We start from the raw sequence: 18,646 nt of genomic DNA on the forward strand, positions 1-18,646 counted from the left end.
CAATCAATTCTCCTTGTTCTGGCGGCGCAGGATCGCGCGCACCGGGCTGGCATCCATGCCGGCCAGTTTGAGGGGGAGGGCGACCAGTTCGTAGTCGCCTTCCGCGACGTCGTCGAGGACCACGCCTTCGAGGATCGCCATGCCGTGCGTGCGCACCGTGTGGTGGGCGTCCAGCGTCTTGGAATCTTGGGGGTCGAGCGAGGCGGTGTCGGTGCCAATTAGCGTCACGCCGTGGCGTGCGAGGAGGGCGATGGCTTCCGGCGCGATCGGCGCGAACCCCGCGTCCCAGTCGCGCGGCGCGCTGGCATAGGTGCGAACGATCACGCGCGGCGGGGTGCCATCGAGCTTGCCTTCCAGGTGCGCGGCCTCGACGCGCGCGGCGCCGATGCAGTGGATCACGCGGCACGGGCCAATATAGGTCTGCAGGCTGACCTGGTCGATGGTCTTGCCGGCGCTGTCGTAGTGGCTGGGGGCGTCGGTGTGCGCGCCCAGGTGGGTGGTCATCGTCATCTTGCTGACGTGGACCGGGCAGCCATCCTTGATTTCCCAGGTCGGCGCGGCGTCGAAAGGCGTGTCGCCCGGCCAAACGGGAATGGCGGCGGAGATCAGCGGGCTGATGTCCCAGATGGTGTCAGCAGGCATGGGGCGTTCTCAGGATTGGATGCGGAAGTTTACAAGCATTTGTGTCCCGATGGCTAATAAATTGACCAGTTGGCAACAAATACATGCAGATCCGCGCGGATCGGCCCGAATGTTGTTGAATGAGTCACGATATCGCAGGATCGGCACCATTGCGCGCAGATCGGGCCAGTTGTTACAGGAATCGTGGTCGTTTGTACGGTTTGTAACATGATGAAAAATATTTCAAATTTTTTCGCGCGAGACCCTAAAGTTCTCATAACCGCTGCCGTTACCGTCTTCGATAGGGCAGTAATGCGCGTTCAGGGTGGTTCGAAAAATTTTTAAAAATTTTTGCAAACAACCCTAAAGTTTTCCAAAGCGCTGCCGAAAACCCTATCGACGGCGGATGCCAAGAGCAAAAAAAATTCCCGCCGCACCCTAAAGTTGGACGAAGTGTTGACGTAAACGACGTATGGTTGTTCTAGCGCAACAGTCGTAAGGGACCACAATCTGGGCTTCGGCCACCATCTTCCGTACCCCTGTCTTCATAGGGAGAATAGGTCGATCCGCGCGTGTTTGTAGGACAAACGCCGACGGGTCGCGTCCGCTATTTCCGGACTCAAAATACAGACCTTCCCCTATTCCCGCAAAGTTTCTCCACGGTCACAATGCTTCTCACTGGCAACGCAAACATAATCGCCAGGTGTGACTAACAGGAGAGGCAAAATGACTGCAAACGACATGATGGCTGAGATTCGCGACGCCAACCTCAGCTACCTGATGCTGGCTCAGCAAATGATCCGCGCAGACAAGGTCACCGCCATTTTCCGCCTGGGCATCTCCGCCGAGATCGCCGACCTGATCGAAAGCATGAGCAATGCCCAGATCCTCAAGCTCGCTTCCGGCAACATGATGCTGGCCCGCTTCCGCTTCGACGACACCGCCATCCTGTCCATGCTGACCAGCCACAGCAAGGACCGTGCGCTGGCCCAGTCGCACGCCGCCATCCTGATGGCCGGCCAGGCTGTCGAAGAAATCGCCTAAGCATCCCCCAGGAGCGGAAACATGAGCAAGAAAAGCGTCGTCTCGGAAGCACAGGAAATCCAGCTGGCCATCGAACTGATCAAGCTGGGTGCCCGCCTGCAACTGCTGGAAACCGAAGTGTCGCTGTCGCGCGAGCGCCTGCTCAAGCTGTACAAGGAGCTGCGCGGCGTCTCCCCTCCAAAGGGCATGCTCCCGTTCTCGACCGACTGGTTCCTGACCTGGCAGCCGAACATCCATTCCTCGCTGTTCATTAACATCCACAAGTTCCTGGTGGAGCACGCCGGAGCGACCGGCATCCAGGCCGTGATGAAGGCGTACAAGCTGTACCTCGAACAAATGCCGCCGGAAGCGGGCGAAGAGCCGGTGCTGTCGCTGACCCGCGCATGGACGCTGGTGCGCTTCTTCCAGAGCGACATGCTGAGCACCGCCTGCTGCGACAAATGCCAGGGCAAGTTCGTGGTCGATACCATGGACCTGAACCAGGGCTACCTGTGCGGCCTGTGCCACATGCCTTCGCGCGCCGGCAAGACCCGCAAGGCCAAAGACGCCGCCGCGCTGCTCGCCGCCTGACCGCCCATTCCCGAATCCCCCACCGTCATCCCGGCGCAAGCCGGGATCCATGCTGTATCTCCCCATGGCGACTTCATTCCTGCCGACCGACTCAGTATGGATCCCGGCCTGCGCCGGGATGACGGCGTTAACGCCCACATCCCTATGAGCTGGCTTGCCCTTCCGGCGGTTCGCGCCGCGCTGATCCAGGCCGGCGTGTTCATTCCCACCTTATTCATAGTGTATGGCGCCGCCCGGGCCGGCCTGGCGCCCGGGTTTGCCACAGCCGCGCTGGTGCAGGGCGCGCTGGCCGCGGCGATCTCCTGGCGTGCGCGCCTGCCCGTATGGTGGCTGCCGATCCAGTTTGTATTCCCGGTCCTCCTGCTGGCGGCCCGGTCCTTCGCCGTCCCGGCATGGATCTACCTGGCTGTGTTCCTTGTCATGCTGATCAGCTATTGGTCGACCTTCCGCACCAGGGTCCCGTACTATCCCTCGGGCAGCGCGGTCTGGAGGGCGTTCGCCGACGCAGTTCCGGCCGGCCGTCCGCTGAAGGTGATCGACATCGGCAGCGGACTCGGCGGCTTCACCCTCGACCTGGCGCGCCGCTACCCGGACTGGAGCGTTACCGGCATCGAGCTGGCACCGCTGCCCTGGCTGGTCAGCCGCCTGCGCGCCGCCGGCACGCGGGCCCGTTTCGTGCGCGGCGACTACGCCGCCCTCAAGTTTTCCGACTACGACGCCGTATTTGCCTACTTGTCCCCGGCCGCCATGCCGGCGCTTTGGGAGAAGGCCAGTTCCGAGATGCGGCCGGGCGCGATCCTGGCAAGTTATGAGTTCGATATTCCCGGCCATCCGCCCACGCGAACGGTAAATGTCAAACCGGGTGGCCCCCGTCTTTACATGTGGGACTTTTAGGCGACACCAAGGCCATTATTACTTGCCCGGTTACATGCTTCACGCTATCGTAGTTACCGGTAGGAATTTACTTTAACAATGGGAGCAGCACGCTTTGTTAGTACTGATTGGATATGTGATCGTTTGTGCATCCGTCTTCGGCGGATTCGTACTGACCGGCGGTCACCTTGCTGCGCTGTTCCAGCCGCTTGAATTGCTGATGATCGGTGGCGCCGCCGTGGGCGCCTTCTTCGTCGGTAACAACGCCAAGGCCATCAAGGCCACGATGTCCGCACTGCCGAAGGCATTCAAGGGCTCGGTGTTCACCCGCGCGCTCTACATGGAACTGATGGCGCTGCTGTTCGACGTGCTCTCCAAGGTCCGCAAGGAAGGCCTGATGTCGATTGAAGGCGACATCGAGGCGCCGGCAGAATCCCCCCTGTTCTCCAAGTACCCGGCCGTGCTGGCCGATCCGCACGTGGTCGAGTTCATCACCGACTACCTGCGCCTGATGGTGTCCGGAAACATGGATGCCTTCCAGATCGAAAACCTGATGGACAACGAGATCGAGACGCACCATCATGAAGCGCTGGTGCCGGCGCATGTGATCGCCAAGGTTGGCGATGGCCTGCCTGCCTTCGGTATCGTCGCGGCGGTGATGGGGGTTGTGCACACGATGGAATCGGTGGGTATCCCGCCGGCCGAGTTGGGCATCCTGATCGCGAAAGCGCTGGTCGGTACCTTCCTGGGCATCCTGCTGGCCTATGCATTCGTCACGCCGCTATCCTCGGTCTTGGAGCAAAAGGTCGAGGAAGAGGCCAAGATGTACCAGTGCATCAAGGTCACCCTGCTGGCCAGCCTGAACGGCTACGCGCCGGCGCTGGCGGTGGAATTCGGCCGCAAGGTGCTGTACTCGACCGAGCGCCCGAGCTTCATGGAGCTCGAAGAGCACATCAAGAAGTCGAAGGCAAAGTAAGCGCGACTTATCCTGTGAACATCATGCTTGCTATGCGGAGTGCTTATGGCCGATGACGGTTTACGACCGATTATCGTCAAACGGATCAAGAAGGTCAGCGGCGGCCACCACGGTGGCGCCTGGAAGATCGCGTACGCCGACTTCGTGACCGCGATGATGGCCTTCTTCCTGTTGATGTGGCTGCTCGGCTCGACCACCAAGGGCGACCTGAATGGCATCTCGGAATACTTCAAGACCCCCCTCAAAGTGGCCATGTCGGGCGGCTCGGGCAGCGGCGACTCCTCGTCCGTGATCCAGGGCGGCGGCACCGACCTGTCGCGCAAGGACGGCCAGGTCAAGAAAGGCGAAACTTTGCCGGAACGCAAGACCTACGACTTGCGCGCGGCGAAGATGCAGCTTGAGCGCGCGGAACGGGCGCGGCTGGACCAGCTCAAGGCCCGCATCGAACAGACCATCGAGGCCAACCCGCAGCTGCGCAAGTTCAAGAACCAGCTGCTGCTCGACATCACCAGCGAAGGACTGCGCATCCAGATCGTGGACGAGCAGAAGCGCCCGATGTTCGCGCTGGCCTCGGCCCGGCTGCAGGACTACACGCGCGACATCCTGATCGCGATCGGCTCGGTGCTGAACGACGTGCCCAACAAGATCGGCATTTCGGGCCATACCGACCTGACGCCGTATCCGGCCAACGCCGGCTACACCAATTGGGAGCTGTCGGCGGACCGCGCCAACGCCAGCCGGCGCGAGCTGGTGGCGGCCGGCATGGACGAGAACAAACTGATGCGCGTGGTGGGCCTGGCCTCGGCGGTGAACCTGGATGACAAGGATCCGTTCAACCCGATCAACCGGCGCATCAGCATCATCGTCATGAACAAGAAGACGGAAGAAGCGGTGGCGCGCGAAAGCGGCAGGCTGGAGGTCGCGGCGCCGACCGCGCCGGAAGAAGCTTCCGCGACAGTGCCGCCGGCTGGCGCAGTGGCGCCGGCAGTGCAGTAGGCAGGTGAAGAGGATGGAGGGGATGGATGACAAGGCGTAAGAAGATCCTGGGCTCGCATGTGAAGCGGCTGCTGTCGGGCGTGTCCGACCACGGCAAGCGCCACCTCACGGAGGTGGAAGCGGACCTGATCCAGACCGAGCTGCTGCTCGAGGAAGCGATCGAGAAGCTGACCGCGAACTTCATCGCGATCAACGCGGCGGTCGGCGCGCAGCAGGACACGATCAACCTGCTGCTGGCAGGCGGCAAGCCCGATCCGCAGCAGGCAGCCGGGCTGGAAGCGATGTCCGGCCAGGTGGGCGTGCACGTGAACGCGGCGATCACCAGCATGCAGTTCCAGGACATGACCAGCCAGCTGCTCGACCGTACGCTCAAGCGCGTGACCGGCCTGCGCGAGTTCCTCGCCACGCTGGGCGCGCACGGCGCCCACATGAACCCGGAGAGCGATCCCGAGCAGATCTCGGAGCTGCTGGGCAAGGTCAGCATGGCGCTCGCGATCCAGTCGCTCGAGCTGCGCAGCGTGCTGCGCAAGTCGGTCAGCCAGCAGCACCTGGAAAGCGGCGACATCGAATTATTCTGAGAGGCGCGCGCGGCGCAGTCCTTCACGACAAACAAAACACAAGAATCAGGAGCAGACATGGCAAAAACAATTCTCGCGGTAGACGACTCCAGTTCGCTGCGCCAGATGGTGGCGTTCTCCCTGAAGGCGGCCGGCTACCAGGTGGTGGAAGCGGTCGACGGCCAGGATGGCCTGGACAAGGCGAAGCAGCAGGTGGTCGACCTGGTCCTGACCGACCAGAACATGCCGCGCATGGACGGCCTGGCGCTGATCCGCGAACTGCGCGCGCTGGACGACTACGCCAAGGTGCCCATCCTGATGCTCACGACCGAATCGTCCGACGAGATGAAATCCAAGGGCCGCGCCGCCGGCGCCAACGGCTGGCTGGTCAAGCCGTTCGACCCGCAACGACTGATCGAAGTGGTCAAGAAAGTCATCGGCTAATGCGGCATTGATGCCTGCATTGCAGCACCGCCGAATACACGGAGTTTCATCATGACCATCGACATTAGCCAGTTTTTCCAGGTCTTCTTCGACGAAGCCGAGGAACTGCTGGCTGAAATGGAGCGGCTGCTGCTGGCCGTGGACGTCGCATCGCCCGACCCGGAGGACCTGAACGCGGTCTTCCGCACCGCCCATTCGGTGAAGGGCGGGGCCTCGACGTTCGGCCTGAACGACATGACCGAGGTGACCCACGTCCTCGAGTCGCTGCTGGACCGCATCCGCAAGGGCGAGATGGCGCTGACCAAGGAGCATGTGGATGCCTTCCTGGCGGCCAAGGACTCGCTCAAGATGCAGCTGGACGGGCACCGCAACGGCGCCCACGTGGACAAGGACGCCGTCGGCGACGTGCGCATGATGCTGCAGCACCTGTCCGAGGACCCGGTGCCGCAGGTGTCGCGCCCGGCGCCCGCATTCTCGCTGGCCAAGCAGTCGAACGCCCACCCCGAGCTGGAGGGCGCGCGCCGCTACCGCATCGAAGTGCCGCCCGCGGCCCAGCGCGACATCGACGCGCTCACCGCCGAGATGGGCCTGCTGGGCCGCGTTGCGGTCTCGCCGCTGCCGGGCGGACGCCATGCGCTCACCGTCACCACGCTGGAAACCGCCGACGACCTGATCGCGATCTGCTCGTTCATCTTCAATCCGGACGACCTCAAGGTCCAGGAAGCGCCATACACCGAGGAGCAGCGCAAGGCGGAGCAGGCCGAGCGCGCCATGGCCGAGCAGGAACTGGGCTACGGCTTCTTCGACATGGACGACCCGGCGCCGGCAGCCGCCGCGCCGCGCGCCGCGCAGGAGCACAACCAGGGCTATGGCTTCTTCCAGCCGCTGGAAGACATCCGCGCCGCCGCCGGCATCAAGGCGGAAGCCGCGCCGGCCGCCGAGGAAGCGGTCGAGAAAAAGGCAAAGAAGGAAGAGAAGGGCACGCCGGGACCGGCGGCCGAGTCCTCGTCGATCCGCGTGTCGATCGAAAAGGTCGACCAGCTGATCAACCTGGTCGGCGAACTGGTGATCACACAGGCGATGATCGAGCAGCGCAGCAGCACGCTCGACCCGATGCTGCACGAGCGCCTGCTGTCCTCGGTCAGCCAGCTGACCCGCAACACGCGCGACCTGCAGGAAGCGGTGATGTCGATCCGCATGCTGCCGATGGACTTCGTGTTCTCGCGCTTCCCGCGCATGGTGCGCGACCTGGCCGGCAAGCTGGGCAAGAAGGTCGACTTCATCACCCACGGCGCCGCCACGGAACTGGACAAGGGCCTGATCGAGCGCATCGTCGATCCGCTCACGCACCTGGTCCGCAACAGCATCGACCATGGCATCGAGATGCCGGAAGCGCGCCGCGCGGCCGGCAAGACCGAGACCGGGCGCCTGTTCCTGTCGGCCGGCCACTCGGGCGGCAATATCGTCATCGAAGTCTCGGACGACGGCGGTGGCCTGAACCGCGAGCGCATCCTGGCCAAGGCGGCCGAGAACGGCCTGGCCGTCTCCGACAGCATGAGCGACGCCGAGGTCTGGCAGCTGATCTTCGCGCCGGGCTTCTCGACCGCCGACATCGTCACTGACGTGTCGGGCCGCGGCGTCGGCATGGACGTCGTCAAGCGCAATATCGAAGCGCTCTCCGGGACCATCGACATCCGCTCGGCCAAGGGCTTCGGCACCACCATCTCGATCTCGCTGCCGCTCACGCTGGCGATCCTGGACGGCATGTCGATCCGCTGCGGCGAGGAGATCTACATCCTGCCGCTCGGTTTCGTGTCCGAATCGCTGCAGCCGGCGGCGGACGACATCCGCGAGATCGCCGGCAAGGGCCGCGTGCTCAAGGTGCGCGGCGACTACCTGCCGCTGGTGCCGCTGCACCAGATGTTCGACATCGTCCCGCGCCACACCGACCCCTCGCAGGGCATCGTGGTCATTATCGAATCGGACGGCAAGAAGGCCGGCCTGTTCGTGGATGAACTGGTGGGCCAGCAGCAGGTCGTGGTCAAGAACCTCGAATCGAACTACCGCAAGGTCACCGGCATTTCCGGCGCCACCATCCTTGGCGATGGCGGCGTCTCCCTGATCCTCGACGTCTCGGCGCTGATCCGTTCCTCGCGCCAGCTCACCGACGAATCCATTTTTTCCTAGGAGCCCACCATGTCCAACCCAGTGCAGGAAACCAGCCGGCTCGACGCCGAAGGCGCGCGCGAATTCCTGGCCTTTACGCTCGGCGACGAGGAGTACGGCATCGACATCCTCAAGGTGCAGGAAATCCGCGGCTACGAAGCCGTGACCCGCATCGCCAGCGCGCCCGAGTTCATCAAGGGCGTGATCAACCTGCGCGGCATCATCATCCCGGTGGTGGACATGCGCATCAAATTCCAGCTCGGCACGCCCGTGTACGACCAGTTCACCGTCGTGATCATCCTGAATGTGGGTGGCCGCGTGGTCGGCATGGTGGTGGACAGCGTCTCCGACGTGACCACGCTCACGCGCGAGCAGATCCGCCCGGCGCCGGAGATGGGATCCTCGTTCGACGCGCAGGTCCTGATGGGCCTCGGCACCATCGACGAGCGCATGCTGATCCTGATCGACATCGACCGCCTGATGTCCTCGCCGGACATGGGCCTGCTCGAAAAGCTCGCCGCATAAAAAATGGGGACAGACCCCATTTCGAAAATGGGGTCTGTCCCCATTTTTCCTTAGTCTGAATCGCGCATGCGGTATCGAACACCGAAACACCTGAAGCTTTAAGTACCGCGATGAAACCCGAAACAACGAAAGAGTTCAACTTCACGCATAGTGATTTCGAACGCGTGCGCGCCCTGATCTACCAGCGCGCCGGCATCTCGCTGGCCGCCAGCAAGCAGGAGATGGTGTACAGCCGCCTGGCGCGGCGCCTGCGCGCGACCGGCATCGGTTCCTTCTCGCGCTACCTCGACGACCTCGAAGCAGGCCGCATGCAGGACGAGTGGGAGTCCTTCACCAATGCGCTGACCACCAACCTGACCTCGTTCTTCCGCGAAGCGCACCATTTCCCGCTGCTGGCCGAGCATGTGCGCGGCCTGCGCGAGCAACCGATCACGGTCTGGTGCGCCGCCAGCTCCACCGGCGAGGAAGCCTATTCGATCGCGATGACGCTGTGCGAGGCCTTCGGTTCGATGACCCCGCCGGTCCAGGTGATCGCCACCGACATCGACACCAACGTGCTGGCCACCGCCGAACGCGGCGTGTACCCGATCGAGCGGATCGGCAAGATGGACCAGGAGCGGCTGCGCCAGTTCTTCCTGCGCGGGAAGGGCGCGCAGGCCGGCTTCGTGCGCGTGCGCCCGGAGCTGCAAAAGCTGATCAGCTTCCGCCCCCTGAACCTGCTGTCGGACAGCTGGAGCGTGGGCGGGCAGTTCGACGCGATCTTCTGCCGCAACGTGATGATCTACTTCGACAAGGCGACGCAGCGCAAGATCCTGGCGCGTTTCGTGCCGCTGATGAAGCCGCACGCGTTATTGTTCGCGGGGCACTCCGAAAACTTCCTGTACGTGTCCGAGGCGCTGCGCCTGCGCGGCAAGACGGTGTATGAACTGGCGGGGGCCTGATGAACGGGAACACTGAGCGGCAGTTCGCCACCAACGTCTACTACGACCGCACCTTCGATTGCGATGCGGCCAAGATCCTGCCGGGCGAGTTCTATTACACCGGCCAGGACATGCTGATCGTGACCGTGCTCGGCTCCTGCGTGGCCGCCTGCATCCGCGACCGCGTCACGGGCCTGGGCGGGATGAACCACTTCATGCTGCCCGACGGCGGCGATCCGGCCAGCCCGGTGTCGGCCTCGATGCGCTACGGGACCTTCGCGATGGAGGTCCTGATCAACGAACTGCTCAAGGCCGGCGCGCGCCGCGAGAACCTGGAAGCGAAGGTGTTCGGCGGCGGCGCGGTGCTGCGCGGCTTTACCGCGATGAACGTGGGCGAACGCAATGCGGCCTTCGTGATGAACTACCTGAAGACGGAGCAGATCCGCGTGGTGGCCGAAGACCTGAACGACATCTACCCGCGCAAGGTGTATTTCTTCCCGCGCACCGGCAAGGTGCTGGTGAAAAAGCTGATGCAGACCCAGAACGATACCGTGGCAAAACGCGAACTCGATTACGCCAGCCGCCTCAAGGTCGAACCGGTCGCCGGCGAAATCGACCTGTTCTGAGAATAAAAAAGGCAATGACCATGAAAATCAAAGTGTTGATCGTCGACGATTCGGCGCTGATACGCAGCGTGATGACGGAAATTATCTCCAGCCAGCCGGACATGGAAGTGGTCGGCGTCGCGCCCGACCCGCTGGTGGCGCGCGAACTGATCAAGCAGACCAACCCGGACGTGCTGACCCTGGACGTCGAGATGCCGAAGATGGACGGCCTGGACTTCCTGGAGCGCCTGATGCGCCTGCGCCCGATGCCGGTGGTGATGGTCTCCTCGCTGACCGAACGCGGTTCCGAAATCACCATGCGCGCGCTGGAACTGGGTGCGGTCGATTTCGTCACCAAGCCGAAAATCTCGATCCAGACCGGCATGCGCGAGTACGCCGAACTGATCTCGGACAAGATCCGGGGCGCGGCCCGCGCGCGCATCAAGCGCCTGGCGGCCGGGCAGGGCGCGCCGTCGGCGCCGCTGCCGCAGCTGCGCAACCCGCTCACCTCGTCCGAGAAGCTGATCATCATCGGCGCATCCACCGGCGGCACCGAGGCGATCCGCGAATTCCTGATGCAGATGCCGTCCGACTGCCCGGGCATCCTGATCGCCCAGCACATGCCGGAAGGCTTCACCAGCTCGTTCGCGCGCCGTCTCGACTCGCTCTGCAAGATCTCGGTGCGCGAGGCGCAGGGCGACGAGCGCGTGCTGCCGGGCCATGCGCTGGTCGCGCCCGGCCATTCGCACCTGCTGCTGGCCCGCTCGGGCGCGAACTACGTCACCCGCGTCGAACAAACCGACCCCGTCAACCGCCACCGCCCGTCGGTCGACGTGCTGTTCCGATCGGCCGCGCGCGCGGCGGGCAAGAACGCGGTCGGCGTGATCCTGACGGGCATGGGCAAGGACGGCGCCCAGGGCATGTTGGAGATGAAGACGGCAGGGGCGTATAATTTTGCCCAGGACGAGGCTTCCTGCGTGGTGTTCGGCATGCCGCGCGAAGCGATCGCGCTCGGCGCCACCCACGAAGTAGGTTCGCTGTCCGCATTGCCGGGCATGGTGCTGGGCCATCTGGCCGCCAACAGCAGCCGCTCGCTGCGTGTCTGATCCATGCAAAGCAGAGCCGAATCGCCTACTTTTATGCTTAGAGGCAACAAAAAAATGCTATGCTTCCTGCTTCAGCATGGCTGATACCAACCAACCAGAATAGAGAAACACGGAGTCCTTCATGGCAGACCCAAAGATGCGTTTTTTAGTAGTAGACGATTTCTCGACGATGCGCCGCATTGTCCGGAATCTGTTGAAGGAGCTGGGATATGCCAACGTCGACGAGGCTGAAGACGGCGTGATGGCGCTGGCCAAGCTGCGCAGCGAACCGTTCGACTTCGTTGTCTCCGACTGGAACATGCCGAATATGGACGGCCTGACCATGCTGCAGAACATCCGTGCCGATCCACAGCTGGCCAAGCTGCCGGTGCTGATGGTGACCGCGGAAGCCAAGAAGGAAAACATCATCGCCGCCGCGCAAGCCGGCGCCAACGGCTACGTGGTCAAGCCATTCACGGCCGCCACGCTGGACGAAAAGCTGAACAAGATCTTCGAGAAGCTGGGAGCGAACTGATGTCCCAGCTTGCCGGCGCCGCCCAATTGGCGCCTGAGGGCACGAACCAGGAGGTGCTTGCCCGCATCGGCCACATGACGCGCGCGCTGCACGAAAACCTGCGCGGCCTGGGCCTGGACAAACTGATTGAAAAAGCCGCCAGCGACATCCCCGATGCGCGCGACCGGCTCTCGTACGTCGCCAAGATGAGCGAGCAGGCCGCGCAGCGCGTGCTCAACGCCACCGACGCGGCCAGCCCGCTGCAGGACAAGATCGCCGCCGACGCAGGCGCGCTGTCCTCGTCCTGGCAGGCCATGCTCGATGCCGGCACGCTGCAGGGCCCCGCCCGCGAGCTCGCCGAGCAGACCATCGCCCGGCTGGGCGAAGCGCAGGCCGGCACCGCCGCCACCCGCCGCTACCTGATGGACATCATGATGGCGCAGGATTTCCAGGACCTGACCGGCCAGGTGATCTCGCGCGTGACCACCATCGCCCAGAACCTTGAACAGCAGCTGGTGCAGATGCTGGTCGATTTCGCGCCCGCCGAAGTGAAGCGCGAGTTCGACAACAGCCTGCTGAACGGACCGCAGATCAACCCCGAAGGCAATAACGACGTGGTCGCGAACCAGGGCCAGGTCGACGACCTGCTCGACTCGCTCGGCTTCTGATACTGGCCGGCGCCGCACCTTCCCATGCACGAAACAAATTTCCTCGTCCGCGAGCCCCTGCTCGATCCGAAGCAACGGGTGCTCGGCTATGAACTGAGCTGGCAGAAGCACAAAGGCCAGGTCATCACCGGCCCGGACCTGGAATCGCTGGTCGCCTTCGTCGCCGCGCACGTGCATCACGAGGAGAATGGCTGGCTCCTGCGCGACAAGATCCTGTTCCTGGACGCGGTGCCGGCCATGCTGTCGCTCGACGCGCTGCACGACCTGCCGCCCGAGAAGACCGTACTGACGCTGGAAGCCTCCGACCTCGCCAATCCCGATACCCGCGCCGCGGCGCAGGGTCTGCGCGCGGGCGGCGTCGGCATCTCGGTGCGCGACGGCGACCTGGCGCACCTGGGCCGCAACCTCGCGCACAGCGTCTCTTACGTGGAAGTGCGCTTTGCCGGCGCCGACGTGGCCGCGCAGGCGCGCACCTACGCCTCGCTCAAGCAGACCGGCGTGCGCATGGTGGGCCGTCCGGTCACCACCTGGGCCGACTTCGACGCCTGCGCCGCGCTCGGCCTGGACGCGTTCGTGGGCAAGCTGCACCTGACCCCGCGCCCGGGCTCCCCGGTCAAGGGCATGAATCCGGCGCAGACCATCATCCTGCAGCTGATGCAGATGGTGCAGCAGAACGAAGACATTCCCAAGATCGAAAATGTGCTCAAGCGCGACCCGGCGCTGTCGTACAAGCTCCTGCGCTTCATCAACTCGGCCGGTTTCGGTTCCGGGCGCGAGATCCAGTCGCTGCGCCAGGCCATCACCATGCTGGGCTATTCGCCGATGTACCGCTGGCTCACGCTGCTGCTGGCCACCGCGTCCACCAGCGGCTACTCCCCGGTGCTGATGGAGACCGCCGTGGTGCGCGGCCGCCTGGCCGAGCTGCTGGGACAGAAGGCGCTGGCGCGCGGCGAAGGCGAGAACCTGTTCGTGACCGGCATGTTCTCGCTGCTGGACCGCCTGCTGGGATTGCCGATGAAGGAAGTGCTGGACACCATCCAGCTGCCGGATGAAGTGGTGCGCGCGCTGCTCACGCGCGGCGGCATGTACGGACCTTATCTTGCGCTGGCCGAAGCGTGCGAACTGAATAGCGCGCTGGTGGAATCGCTGGCGCACTCGCTGGGCATCAGCCCGGCCGACGTCAACAAGGCGCACCTGTCCGCGCTTGCCTGGGCCCAGAACCTCAGCATGTAAACCGCTCCTGCCGTCTTCGCCGCGTTCGCGGGAATGACGATGGCAGCGCAGAAGGGGGATCGTCCTGTCGGGACGGTCCCCTTTTCTACATCAGATCTCGAGGTTGTCGATGAGGCGCGTAGTGCCGAGCTTCGCCGCGGCCAGGACCACCAGCGGCTCGCCCTGGGCCAGGTCGCCGCCGGTCGGCGGCTGCAGGTCGACGCGCTTGCGGATCGAGATGTAGTCGGGCTTCCAGCCGCGCTGCGCCAGCATGTCCATCGCCGCGCGCTCCAGCGAGAACACGTCCGTGTGCCCCGCGCGCATCTCGTCGGCCACGTAGTTGAGCGCCTGGTACAGGCGCGGCGCTTCCGCGCGCTCGTCCGCAGACAGGTACATGTTGCGCGAGGAGAGCGCCAGCCCGTCGTCCGCGCGCCAGGTTTCGGCAGCGATGATCTGGGTCGGAATCGCGAACTGGCGCGCCATGTTCCGCACGATCATGAGCTGCTGGTAGTCCTTCTTGCCGAACACCGCCACGCGCGGCTGCACGCACGAGAACAGCTTGAGCACCACGGTGGTCACGCCGGAAAAGAAGCCCGGGCGGAATTCGCCTTCGAGCGTATTGCCCAGGCCCGCCGGCGGCTGCACGCGGTATTCCTGCGGTTCCGGATACAGGTCCTTCTCGGTCGGCGCGAACAGCACGTACACGCCTTCCTTCTCCAGCTTTTCCACGTCGGCGTGGAAGGTGCGCGGATACTTCTCGAAGTCCTCGTTCGGCCCGAACTGCAGGCGGTTGACGAAGATCGACGCCACCACAGGATCGCCGTGCTTGCGTGCGAGGCGCATCAGCGACAGGTGGCCCTCGTGGAGGTTGCCCATGGTCGGCACGAATGCCGTGCGCAGCTGGCCGCTAAGCTGGTCGCGCAATTCTTCAATGGTAGTGACGATCTTCATATTATTGGTCTTTCTGCTTGAATCGGGAGGCGCGGACTTTGTCAGTCCGGCGAGTACGCGAGGCGTACGTAAATTGGCGCGAATGGTTCGGCCTGGGTAATTTCGATCAGCGTTTCCTTCGCGAGCTCGAGCATCGCGACAAAGTGTACGACCACCACCGGCACGCTGGCGCCGCGGTCGAACAGGTCGGAGAACTCGACGAAGCGCGACGATTGCAGCTGGCGCAGGATGGCGGACATGTGCTCGCGCACGGACAGCTCCTGGCGGCTGATCTTGTGGTGCTGCACCAGTTTGGCGCGCCGGATCACGTCGGCCCAGGCGCGCTGCAGGTCGTCCACATCGACGTCCGGCCACACCGGGGTGAGGCTTTGCTCGATGAAAATCTCGGTGCGGGTGAAGTCGCGGTCCACCTGCGGGATCGCGTTCAGGTCGTAGGCGGCCAGTTTGATCTGCTCGTATTCGAGCAGGCGGCGCACCAGTTCGGCGCGCGGGTCGTCCGCCTCGTCGTCGCTGGCGGCCTGCTTTTGCGGCAGCAGCATGCGCGACTTGATCTCGATGAGCATCGCCGCCATCAGCAGGTATTCGGCGGCCAGTTCGAGATTGTGCAGGCGGATCTGCTCGACGTACTTGAGGTACTGGAGCGTGACTTGCGCGAGCGGGATATCGAGGATGTTGAAGTTCTGCTTGCGGATCAGGTACAGCAGCAGGTCGAGCGGCCCTTCGAACGTCTCGAGGAAAATCTCGAGCGCGTCGGGCGGGATGTACAGGTCCTGCGGCAGCCGCGTGAGCGGCTCGCCGTACAGCTTCGCGAAGGCGACAGCAGGTTCGCCGGGCGCGGCGCCAGCTTCAGCGGCGCCGGCCAGCGCGTCGAGTTCGGCGACCGGATCGGCCAGGACGACCGCCGCCGACTCTGTAGGCAACATGTGTGTGGCCCGCGGTATCAGACCTTGGTCTGGTACACGTAAGGCTGCTGCTTGACGCGCGAGTCGGCGCGGCGCTGCTGCTCGTCCAGCGTCAGCGGGGCTTTATCCCACAGCATGGCGCGGCCACGGCGCTGATCTTCTTCGATCTGCGGATTCTGTTCCTTCAGCTTCTTGATGAACAGGGAGTGGTCCGACTCGTACAGGGAGTGTTGTTTCAAGAATTTCATGATTCGATGGGTTGGAGGAAAGTCGGCGCTATTTTACCTTGACCAGCCAATGCTGGGGAAATCCCCCAAAATGGGGACAGACCCCATTTTCGAAATGGGGTCTGTCCCCATTTTTTAGAGGTGGCGGCGCATGACGCGGGGGGAGGGTTCGGCGTCGCCGGCGTGGGAGTGCTCGAGCTCGTCGGCCAGTTCGAATTGCATCGCGGCGTAGAAGTCGATCAGCATGGGCTGGTCGCCGCGGATCGCCAGGCGCAGTTCGGTGGCGCTGCGGTCGTAGGCGGCGTGGATGACAGCTTCCAGCAGATGCTGCGACAGGTTGGCGCCGCGGTAGCCCGGCAGCACGCCCATGCGCACGATTTCCCACACGTCCGGGTCGAGGTCCAGCGGCAGCCAGCGCACGGAGCCGACCGGCTCGCCGTCACTCAGGAGGATGAAGGCGCCGCCGTGGCGCAGATCGGAGGCGACCTGCTCGGCGGTTTCGTTGTGGCCGGATGAAGTCTCGACGATCTTGCCTGCCCAGCTGGCGCGTGTCAGGTCCGCGATCAGCTGGGCATCGTCGTCAGACGCGGCCCGGACGACTATCCCCATGGCTTAACGGATGCGCATGCCCGGCTGCGCGCCCGGCCACGGTTCCAGCACGTACAGGCCTGGATTGGTTTTTTCGTCGGCGGCCGACGCGCACAGCACCATGCCTTCGGAGACGCCGAACTTCATCTTGCGCGGGGCCAGGTTCGCGACCAGCACGGTCAGCTTGCCGACCAGCTGTTCCGGCTGGTATGCCGACTTAATGCCGGAGAAGACGTTGCGCATGCGCCCTTCGCCCACGTCCAACGTCAGGCGCAGCAGCTTGTCCGAGCCTTCCACGTGTTCGCAGTTGACGATCTTCGCGATGCGCAGGTCGACCTTGGAGAAGTCGTCGATCTTGATCTCGGGCGCCAGTTCCTCGATGCCGGTAGTTGGCTGCGAAGGAGCTGCGGCCGCTGCTGGTGTGGCGGCGGGAGCTGCCGCAGGCGCCGGTGCTGCCAGGACGGGCTTGTCGAACAGGTTCTCGACCATCTTGGCGTCCACGCGGGTCATCAGGTGGGCGTATTCGCCGATCTCGCGGCCCAGCATGGTTTCGTACACGGCGGAGCCCTTGGTGGCGCTCCAGGACAGCGTGGCGTCGTTCAGGAACGTGGCCACGCGGCGCGCGACTTCCGGCAGCACCGGCGCGAGCATGATGGTGATTTGGCGGAACAGGATCAGGGCGGTGGTGCACACTTCGTGCAGTTCCGCGACCTTGCTCTCATCCTTGGCCAGGATCCATGGCTTGTTCTCGTCGACGTACTGGTTGGTGATGTCCGCGATCTCCATAATCTCGCGCAGGGCCTTGCCGTACTCGCGCGCATCGAAGTGCGCGGCGATGCTGGCCTGGCGCTCGGCGCCATCCACGGTCAGCGCCTTGCGGATCCATTCCTGCGCAGTCGGCGACAGAGAATCGGCCAGCTTGCCGCCGAACTTCTTGGCGATGAAGCCGGCGCAGCGGCTGGCGATGTTGACGTATTTGCCGACCAGGTCCGAGTTCACGCGCGCGACGAAATCGTCGCCGTTGAAGTCCAGGTCCTCGACCTTGGAGTTGAGCTTGAACGCGATGTAGTAGCGCAGCCACTCCGGATTCATCTTCAGGTCCAGGTAGCGCAGGGGCGAGATGCCGGTGCCGCGCGACTTGGACATCTTCTCGTTGTTCACGGTCAGGTGGCCGTGCACGTTGACCTTGAGCTTGTCGATGATCGGGTGGTTCGAGAAGTTCAGCATCGCAGGCCAGAACAGCAGGTGGAAGGAGACGATGTCCTTGCCGATGAAGTGCACCTGCTCGGTGGCCGGGTCGTTCAGCAGCGCGTCGAAGTCCATGCCCGACTTGGCGCAGTAGTTCTTGAGCGAGGCCAGGTAGCCGACCGGCGCATCCAGCCACACGTAGAAGAATTTGCCCGGCGCGTCAGGGATCGGGATGCCGAAGTAGGGCGCGTCGCGCGAGATGTCCCAGTCGGCCAGCTTTTCGCCGGATTCGCCCAGCCACTCGGACACCTTGTTGACCATCTCGGACTGCAGGCGGCCCGGCGTGTTCAGCCACTCCTTCAGGAAGGTGAAGCAGCGCGGATCGGACAGCTTGAAGAAGTACTGCTCCGAGGGCTTGAGGATCGGGGTCGAGCCGGTAAATACGGAGAACGGGTTCACCAGTTCGGTCGGCTGGTAGGCCGCGCCGCACACTTCGCAGTTGTCGCCATACTGGTCCTTGGCGCCGCACTTCGGGCACTCGCCCTTGATGTTGCGGTCGGCCAGGAACATGCCCTTGACCGGATCGAAGAAGCGGTCCACGGTCTTGGTGACGATCAGGCCCGCATCGCGCAGGCGGCGGTAGATGCCCTGCGAGAGTTCGACGTTTTCAGGCGAATCGGTCGAGTGCCAGTTGTCGAAGGCGATGTGGAAGCCGTCCAGGTACTGCTGGCGGCCGGCCGCGATGCGCGCGACGAATTCCTGCGGCGTGATGCCTTCCTTTTCGGCGGCGATCATGATCGGCGTGCCGTGCGCGTCGTCGGCGCAGACGAAGTGCACCTCCGCGCCCTGCATTCGCTGGTAGCGCACCCAGATGTCGGCCTGGATGTACTCCATCATGTGGCCAATGTGGAAAGCAGCGTTTGCGTAAGGTAGGGCGGTGGTGACGAACAGCTTGCGGGTCATGGTCTTGAAGGGTTGGTGAACGGTGAAAAGACCATTTTACCAGTGGATTTA

The 18,646-nt window shown here is 63.8% G+C and carries 21 protein-coding genes; 15 read left to right on the forward strand and 6 right to left on the reverse strand.

What is annotated here, in order from left to right; translation table 11 throughout:
• Positions 1-3: 3 nt before the first annotated feature.
• Positions 4-642 (reverse strand): arylformamidase, encoded by a 639-nt coding sequence (gene kynB / locus ACFSQR_RS17375; protein ID WP_377731275.1) that lies wholly within the window; start codon positions 640-642, stop codon positions 4-6.
• A 705-nt stretch (positions 643-1,347) separates the two neighbouring features.
• Between kynB and flhD the strand changes: the two genes are divergently transcribed.
• The 15 genes from flhD to ACFSQR_RS17450 all read left to right on the forward strand — a co-directional run bounded on the left by flhD (position 1,348) and on the right by ACFSQR_RS17450 (position 13,797).
• On the forward strand, positions 1,348-1,665 hold the full coding sequence (gene flhD, locus ACFSQR_RS17380; RefSeq protein ID WP_377731276.1) for a flagellar transcriptional regulator FlhD: 318 nt from the start codon (positions 1,348-1,350) through the stop codon (positions 1,663-1,665).
• A 21-nt stretch (positions 1,666-1,686) separates the two neighbouring features.
• Positions 1,687-2,235: a flagellar transcriptional regulator FlhC gene (gene flhC / locus ACFSQR_RS17385; protein ID WP_377731277.1), complete on the forward strand. Its 549-nt coding sequence runs from the start codon at positions 1,687-1,689 to the stop codon at positions 2,233-2,235.
• Between the two features lie 96 nt (positions 2,236-2,331).
• A complete protein-coding gene (locus tag ACFSQR_RS17390) occupies positions 2,332-3,129 on the forward strand; it encodes a class I SAM-dependent methyltransferase (RefSeq protein ID WP_377731278.1) in 798 nt (265 codons plus the stop codon).
• Positions 3,130-3,223: 94 nt separating this feature from the next.
• Positions 3,224-4,084 carry a flagellar motor stator protein MotA gene (motA, locus tag ACFSQR_RS17395; RefSeq protein WP_377731280.1) on the forward strand — a complete coding sequence of 287 codons (861 nt, stop codon included), beginning with the start codon at positions 3,224-3,226 and terminating at the stop codon, positions 4,082-4,084.
• A 45-nt stretch (positions 4,085-4,129) separates the two neighbouring features.
• On the forward strand, positions 4,130-5,080 hold the full coding sequence (motB, locus tag ACFSQR_RS17400) for a flagellar motor protein MotB (protein WP_377731281.1): 951 nt from the start codon (positions 4,130-4,132) through the stop codon (positions 5,078-5,080).
• Positions 5,081-5,106: 26 nt separating this feature from the next.
• Positions 5,107-5,658, forward strand: a complete 552-nt coding sequence (locus tag ACFSQR_RS17405; RefSeq protein ID WP_377731282.1) for a chemotaxis protein — start codon at positions 5,107-5,109, stop codon at positions 5,656-5,658.
• A 57-nt stretch (positions 5,659-5,715) separates the two neighbouring features.
• Positions 5,716-6,081 carry a response regulator gene (locus ACFSQR_RS17410; protein WP_377731283.1) on the forward strand — a complete coding sequence of 122 codons (366 nt, stop codon included), beginning with the start codon at positions 5,716-5,718 and terminating at the stop codon, positions 6,079-6,081.
• A gap of 51 nt (positions 6,082-6,132) precedes the next feature.
• Positions 6,133-8,268: a chemotaxis protein CheA gene (cheA, locus tag ACFSQR_RS17415; RefSeq protein ID WP_377731284.1), complete on the forward strand. Its 2,136-nt coding sequence runs from the start codon at positions 6,133-6,135 to the stop codon at positions 8,266-8,268.
• A gap of 9 nt (positions 8,269-8,277) precedes the next feature.
• Complete coding sequence (locus tag ACFSQR_RS17420; RefSeq protein ID WP_377731285.1) at positions 8,278-8,772, forward strand: chemotaxis protein CheW; 495 nt, start codon at positions 8,278-8,280, stop codon at positions 8,770-8,772.
• Positions 8,773-8,882: 110 nt separating this feature from the next.
• The gene (locus tag ACFSQR_RS17425; protein WP_377731286.1) at positions 8,883-9,713 is read left to right on the forward strand and encodes a CheR family methyltransferase; all 831 of its coding nucleotides are present in this window, start codon (positions 8,883-8,885) and stop codon (positions 9,711-9,713) included.
• On the forward strand, positions 9,713-10,318 hold the full coding sequence (gene cheD, locus ACFSQR_RS17430) for a chemoreceptor glutamine deamidase CheD (protein ID WP_377731287.1): 606 nt from the start codon (positions 9,713-9,715) through the stop codon (positions 10,316-10,318). Before ACFSQR_RS17425 ends, cheD begins: the two co-directional genes overlap by 1 nt.
• Positions 10,319-10,338: 20 nt before the next feature.
• Positions 10,339-11,403: a chemotaxis response regulator protein-glutamate methylesterase gene (locus tag ACFSQR_RS17435; RefSeq protein WP_377731288.1), complete on the forward strand. Its 1,065-nt coding sequence runs from the start codon at positions 10,339-10,341 to the stop codon at positions 11,401-11,403.
• 121 nt (positions 11,404-11,524) lie between these two features.
• A complete protein-coding gene (gene cheY / locus ACFSQR_RS17440) occupies positions 11,525-11,917 on the forward strand; it encodes a chemotaxis response regulator CheY (RefSeq protein ID WP_377731290.1) in 393 nt (130 codons plus the stop codon).
• A complete protein-coding gene (cheZ, locus tag ACFSQR_RS17445; protein ID WP_377731291.1) occupies positions 11,917-12,564 on the forward strand; it encodes a protein phosphatase CheZ in 648 nt (215 codons plus the stop codon). The genes cheY and cheZ overlap by 1 nt, the downstream gene beginning before the upstream one ends.
• A gap of 24 nt (positions 12,565-12,588) precedes the next feature.
• Positions 12,589-13,797 carry an EAL and HDOD domain-containing protein gene (locus ACFSQR_RS17450; protein ID WP_377731292.1) on the forward strand — a complete coding sequence of 403 codons (1,209 nt, stop codon included), beginning with the start codon at positions 12,589-12,591 and terminating at the stop codon, positions 13,795-13,797.
• A 90-nt stretch (positions 13,798-13,887) separates the two neighbouring features.
• Here ACFSQR_RS17450 and panC read toward each other — a convergent pair whose 3' ends face one another.
• The 5 genes from panC to metG form a co-directional block, all read right to left on the reverse strand.
• On the reverse strand, positions 13,888-14,727 hold the full coding sequence (gene panC / locus ACFSQR_RS17455) for a pantoate--beta-alanine ligase (RefSeq protein WP_377731293.1): 840 nt from the start codon (positions 14,725-14,727) through the stop codon (positions 13,888-13,890).
• 41 nt (positions 14,728-14,768) lie between these two features.
• Positions 14,769-15,650 (reverse strand): segregation and condensation protein A, encoded by an 882-nt coding sequence (locus ACFSQR_RS17460; RefSeq protein WP_377731294.1) that lies wholly within the window; start codon positions 15,648-15,650, stop codon positions 14,769-14,771.
• Between the two features lie 17 nt (positions 15,651-15,667).
• Positions 15,668-15,877 (reverse strand): DUF3460 family protein, encoded by a 210-nt coding sequence (locus ACFSQR_RS17465; protein WP_377731295.1) that lies wholly within the window; start codon positions 15,875-15,877, stop codon positions 15,668-15,670.
• A gap of 114 nt (positions 15,878-15,991) precedes the next feature.
• Positions 15,992-16,465 (reverse strand): GNAT family N-acetyltransferase, encoded by a 474-nt coding sequence (locus tag ACFSQR_RS17470; protein ID WP_377731296.1) that lies wholly within the window; start codon positions 16,463-16,465, stop codon positions 15,992-15,994.
• A gap of 3 nt (positions 16,466-16,468) precedes the next feature.
• Positions 16,469-18,595: a methionine--tRNA ligase gene (metG, locus tag ACFSQR_RS17475; RefSeq protein WP_377731297.1), complete on the reverse strand. Its 2,127-nt coding sequence runs from the start codon at positions 18,593-18,595 to the stop codon at positions 16,469-16,471.
• Positions 18,596-18,646: the final 51 nt, after the last annotated feature.

This window comes from Pseudoduganella sp. GCM10020061 (assembly GCF_042683405.1).
Taxonomy (GTDB): Bacteria; Pseudomonadota; Gammaproteobacteria; order Burkholderiales; family Burkholderiaceae_D; genus Telluria.